Origin of the sequence: Bacteroides sp. An279 (assembly GCF_002159615.1) — a bacterium.
GTDB classification, from domain to species: Bacteria; Bacteroidota; Bacteroidia; order Bacteroidales; family Bacteroidaceae; genus Phocaeicola; species Phocaeicola intestinalis.
This window is the reverse complement of the sequence record NZ_NFJA01000148.1, coordinates 1-5,000: the sequence shown is the minus strand read 5'-3', so window position 1 is coordinate 5,000 and position 5,000 is coordinate 1. Positions and strand designations below refer to the sequence as shown.

Below are 5,000 nucleotides of genomic sequence, written 5' to 3'. Positions count from 1 at the left end.
CCGGATGACCCGAAGCCCGGCTTCCACCGCCTTCCTCCGCCCTTTCCGCTACGCTCCAAGGACGGAGGAAGGCGGTGGCGGAGTTGCACTTCTAACTTGACGGTGGGGTAAACCTTGCACGGGCAGGCGTAGCGAATGGGGAATTGAAGCCGGATGAGAGCGTGATGCATATACCTGCGTTTGTGTCCGGAACTATATGCATCGGCATGCGCATATAGGTGCATCGCCGGCCGCTCTTTCTTCCGGTAGTGGGAAAAGCCGGGTACTGGTATGGGAAGTCTGAACGGATTTTACGTTTCGAAAATGTATAATTTCCTCTCTTGGACGGTCGATATATCAGGAGAATCATTACTTTTGCCAGTAAAACCAAGAAATTATTGCCATGAAAAAGAAAGTACTTTTGTGTTTGCTTAGTTTCTGTTCGCTCTTTGCATGGGCGCAAAGGCAAGAGACATTGTTAGAGAAGAACTGGAAATTCACGAAAGGTGATGCGCCTGAGGCTGTGCAAGAGACGTTTGACGATACGCAATGGGAAACCGTGACCGTGCCGCATGACTGGGCTATCTATGGTCCGTTCGACCGGAGCCATGACCTGCAGAACGTGGCGGTTACGCAGAACTTCGAGACGCAGGCTTCGGTGAAGACCGGACGCACCGGAGGACTTCCCTACGTGGGCACAGGCTGGTATCGCACCACCTTCGAAGTGCCTGCGGGCAAAGAGGCTTCCCTGGTGTTCGATGGTGCCATGAGCGAGGCGCGGGTTTACGTGAACGGAAAAGAAGCGGGCTTCTGGCCGCTGGGGTATAATTCGTTCCACATTGACGTGACACCTTATATCTATACGGACGGGCGGAAGAATACGCTGGCAGTACGTTTGGAAAACCGCCCGCAGTCTTCGCGCTGGTATCCGGGGGCAGGGCTTTACCGGAACGTACGGCTGGTGACTACAGAAAAGGTGCATGTGCCTGTATGGGGGACGCAGCTTACTACGCCTCATGTGGAAGCCAGCTATGCCTCGGTGAAGCTGCTTACCACCGTTGCCCATGCAGGGGATAAGGATATCCGCATCGTGACGGAGATTCTCTCACCCGAAGGGAAGGTGGTAGCGGTGAAAGACAATACGCGCAAAATCAATCACGGAATGCCCTTTGAGCAGAACTTTCTGGTAGATGCCCCGAAGTTGTGGTCGCCCGAAACGCCTTTCCTGTATAAGGCGGTATCTAAGATTTACGTGGATAACCGGCAGGCGGATGAATACACGACCCGTTTCGGCATCCGCAGCCTGGAGATTGTGCCCGACAAGGGTTTCTTCCTGAACGGGAAGCACCGCAAGTTCCAGGGGGTGTGCAACCATCACGACCTCGGTCCGCTGGGGGCTGCCGTGAATGTGGCTGCCCTGCGCCGCCAGCTGACGATGTTGAAGGACATGGGGTGCGACGCGATACGTACCGCCCACAACATGCCGGCTCCCGAACTGGTGGAACTGTGCGACGAGATGGGCTTTATGATGATGCTGGAGCCGTTCGACGAATGGGATATCGCCAAGTGCGAGAACGGTTATCACCGCTTCTTCGGCGAATGGGCGGAGAAAGACATGGTGAACATGTTGCGCCATTACCGCAACCATCCCAGCGTGGTGATGTGGAGCATCGGCAACGAGGTGCCTACCCAGTGGAAGCCCGAAGGGTATAAGGTGGCTTCTTTCCTGCAGGACATCTGCCACCGCGAAGACCCTACGCGTCCGGTCACGTGCGGCATGGACCAGGTGTCGAGCGTGTTGGGCAATGGGTTTGCCGCCATGCTGGATGTGCCCGGATTCAATTACCGTGCCCACCGGTATGTAGAAGCCTACAACCGCCTGCCTCAGAACATTGTGTTGGGCTCGGAAACATCCTCTACGGTCAGCTCCAGAGGGGTGTATAAGTTCCCGGTACGGAAGCGTGGCGATGCCAAGTACGAAGACCATCAGTCGAGTGGATATGACTTGGAGCATTGCTCGTGGAGCAACGTGCCCGATGAGGATTTCGCCCTTGCCGACGATTATCCGTGGACCATCGGCCAGTTCGTATGGACGGGCTTCGATTACTTGGGCGAACCTTCGCCTTACGATACCGATGCCTGGCCCAGCCATAGCTCGTTGTTCGGCATTATCGACCTGGCAAGCCTGCCCAAAGACCGCTATTACCTCTATCGGAGTATCTGGAACAGGAAATCACCTACCCTGCACGTGTTGCCGCACTGGAACTGGCAGGGCAGGAAAGGCGAAAACACGCCGGTATTTGTCTACACCAGTTATCCCGAAGCGGAACTGTTCGTGAACGGCAAGAGCTATGGGAAGCAGCGCAAGCTGACGCGCGAAGAAAGCCAAGCCCTGCAGGGCAAGGATTCGCTTTGGCTCCAGCGCCGGTATCGGCTGATGTGGATGGATGTGCCATACGAGCCGGGCGAGCTGAAAGTAGTGGCTTACGATGCATCCGGAAAGGCGGCGGACGAAAAGGTAGTGCGTACGGCTGGCAAGCCTCACCACATTGAGCTGGCGGCAGACCGTACGGAGCTGGCGGCAGACGGGAAAGACCTTGCCTACATTACGGTGCGCATTGTGGACAAGGATGGCAATCTGTGTCCGATGGACAACCGCCTGGTACACTTCTCGGTAAAGGGGGCAGGCACGTATCGTGCTTCGGCAAACGGCGACCCTATCTGCCTCTATCTGTTCCACGAAAACCGGATGCCGGCCTTCAGCGGTGCATTGACCGCCATAGTACAGACTAAAGAAGAAGCCGGAGAAATCTGTTTCGAGGCGAAAGCAAAGGGTGTGAAGGGCGGCAAGCTGACCTTGCGCACGGTGCGTGAATAGTCTGTGTATATTATAATTGGGAGATTTTTGAGCAAACGATAAAACCTGTCGTTTGCTCTCTTTTTATCTAAAGATTTGGTGGATACCGGCAAAACGCGGAAAACATTTGGTGGAAATGTGATATTAAGTTTTTTGCACAAACGACATGTTTTGTCGTTTACCCTTTTTATCTTTGCCTCGAACTAAAAAATAAACACTATGGGAAAACGGTTGGAAGGTTTGCAGCGCATGTTGGTCATTCTCAACAAGCTGGAAGGCAAGAGGCGGTATGTGCCTGTGGAAGAACTGAAACGCTATGTGGCAGATGCAATGGCATTGCGCGGCTATTCGGGTGTGACGCAACGCACGTTGCAACGCGACTTCAAGGAAATAGAAAGTCTGTTTGGCATCAGTATCGGGTTCGACGAGAAAGCCCACGGGTATTATATAAAAGAAGAAGACAAAAATGCGCCGGAACGGTACGGCCAGCTGCTTCAGAACTTCGACCTGCTCAATGCCTTGGAAGGAGACACCAACTTGCGCACCTATGTGTTGGCGGAACATCACCGCCCGTTGCCCAGCGAGTGCCTGCCGATGCTGATAAGTGCCATCAAGCATACACACCCTGTAGTGTTCCGCTATACGCTGGTAAGACAGGGCGATAAGGTAGAGGAAAAGAAAGTCCTTCCCCATTACTTGAAAGAGTCGAACCAGCGGTGGTACCTGTTGGCATACGAAGGGGATGTGCTGAAGACTTTCGGAGTAGACCGTATCCGTGACCTGCGTATATGCGCAAGCGAGACATTCAAACGGAATATGGATATAAACGTGGACGAGCTTTTCCGCGATTGTTATGGCATCTGGAACCAGCCGGACATCCCGGTAGAAGACGTCGAACTGAAGTACGATGCCTTGGACGGCAAATTCCTGAAGTCGGTACCTTTGCATCATTCCCAGCAGGTCTTGACAGACAATGCGGACGAGGTCCGCATCAAAGTACACCTGCGTATCACCAATGATTTTGTGATGGAGCTGCTTTCCCGAAGCCGCTCGTTGAAAGTCATCAGCCCGCCCCACCTTAGGGAACGGGTGCGGAAGGTGTACGAAGAAGCGTTGAAGCGGAATGAATGATCGTAGGTTGAAGCATAACAGGAACTCAAAAACTTAAAAACTCAAAAACAGAATACTTATAGCCTATGAAAAAGATCTATTTATGTATGCTCATCGTTGCGTTTTGTTCGTGTATGGTTCATGCGCAGACGTTACACCGCTATGTGGTGGAAGTGGAAACGGTTCCCGATAAGAAGGAATACAAAGCTGAAAAGCTGATTAACGGCAATGTGCGGCTGGAGCCTCAAGGTCTGAGGAAGACGGTAAAGTATTACGAAATCCTTTCGCGCACGCCCTTGACGGCAAAGCAATGCCAGGATTCTATCCGGTTGGGCAAAGCCCGTCAGGTTTCCAAGCCTGTACGGAAGTACCGGCACCGGAAGAACGTGACGCTGGAAGGTTGGGACGGTGTCAATCCGGCGGATGTGGAACCTACAGAGTATGACCTCAATTACGAAGACCCCGACCTGTATGATTTTATAGCAGACTGAAAACTTTTCCGTAAATAACATTAAACTGCTTTCGAAAAACGGATATATACTTCGATTGCCGGTGAAGTATATATTCTTACCCAGTTTCAGTATATATGAAACTGCGTATGAAGTATATATTCGTTTTCAAAGCAATATGGCTGTTTGGGTAAATAAATGCCTAATGCTTCCACGCCTTGTTCATAGTTAAGCACTTCTTTAGCCACATTTTCCCCAACTCTAGACAATCGCTTTTTCCGGATAGTATCATAGCAAGATGCAGCCTGTTGCGGAAGCCTGCGGATATAGGTGCGTTGGTTTTTCCATTGATTTTCCGTAAATCTGTATAAGGGATATTCCTCTTTGCAATCAAAAGAGTTAGAAGAATTACCTCATTTGGGGATAATGAGTAGACAACTGTCCTATTTGCCGTGGTCTGCATCGCTTTGCTTGTTCCGGTAACTCTTCGGAGGGCAAAGGTACAAAATAAGAACAGAAGAAAGAATATCTATGTCTTTCTTTCTTCTGTTTATAAATGGAACAAAATAACGAAAATCAAATAAGTTCAGTTGCTATCTATTCTT

General features: G+C 51.3%; 4 protein-coding genes. 3 read left to right on the top strand and 1 reads right to left on the bottom strand.

The annotated features are described in order from the left end of the window. On the bottom strand, window positions 1-224 hold a 224-nt coding region (locus B5F78_RS16955), incomplete at its 3' end, for a hypothetical protein (RefSeq protein WP_140400214.1). Between the two features lie 158 nt (window positions 225-382). Between B5F78_RS16955 and galB the strand changes: the two genes are divergently transcribed. The 3 genes from galB (at window position 383) to B5F78_RS15870 (ending at window position 4,437) form a co-directional block, all read left to right on the top strand. Next, window positions 383-2,857, top strand: coding sequence for a beta-galactosidase GalB (galB, locus tag B5F78_RS15880; protein WP_087407194.1), 2,475 nt, complete (start codon window positions 383-385; stop codon window positions 2,855-2,857). Between the two features lie 198 nt (window positions 2,858-3,055). Continuing rightward, the gene (locus B5F78_RS15875) at window positions 3,056-3,967 is read left to right on the top strand and encodes a helix-turn-helix transcriptional regulator (RefSeq protein ID WP_087407193.1); all 912 of its coding nucleotides are present in this window, start codon (window positions 3,056-3,058) and stop codon (window positions 3,965-3,967) included. A 65-nt stretch (window positions 3,968-4,032) separates the two neighbouring features. Further along, window positions 4,033-4,437 carry a hypothetical protein gene (locus B5F78_RS15870; protein WP_087407192.1) on the top strand — a complete coding sequence of 135 codons (405 nt, stop codon included), beginning with the start codon at window positions 4,033-4,035 and terminating at the stop codon, window positions 4,435-4,437. Window positions 4,438-5,000: the final 563 nt, after the last annotated feature.

Excerpts from the sequence above, each read along its gene's own strand:
- galB (WP_087407194.1), top strand. The coding sequence starts at position 383 with ATGAAAAAGAAAGTACTTTTGTGTTTGCTTAGTTTCTGTTCGCTCTTT.
- B5F78_RS15875 (WP_087407193.1), top strand. The coding sequence starts at position 3,056 with ATGGGAAAACGGTTGGAAGGTTTGCAGCGCATGTTGGTCATTCTCAAC.
- B5F78_RS15870 (WP_087407192.1), top strand. The coding sequence starts at position 4,033 with ATGAAAAAGATCTATTTATGTATGCTCATCGTTGCGTTTTGTTCGTGT.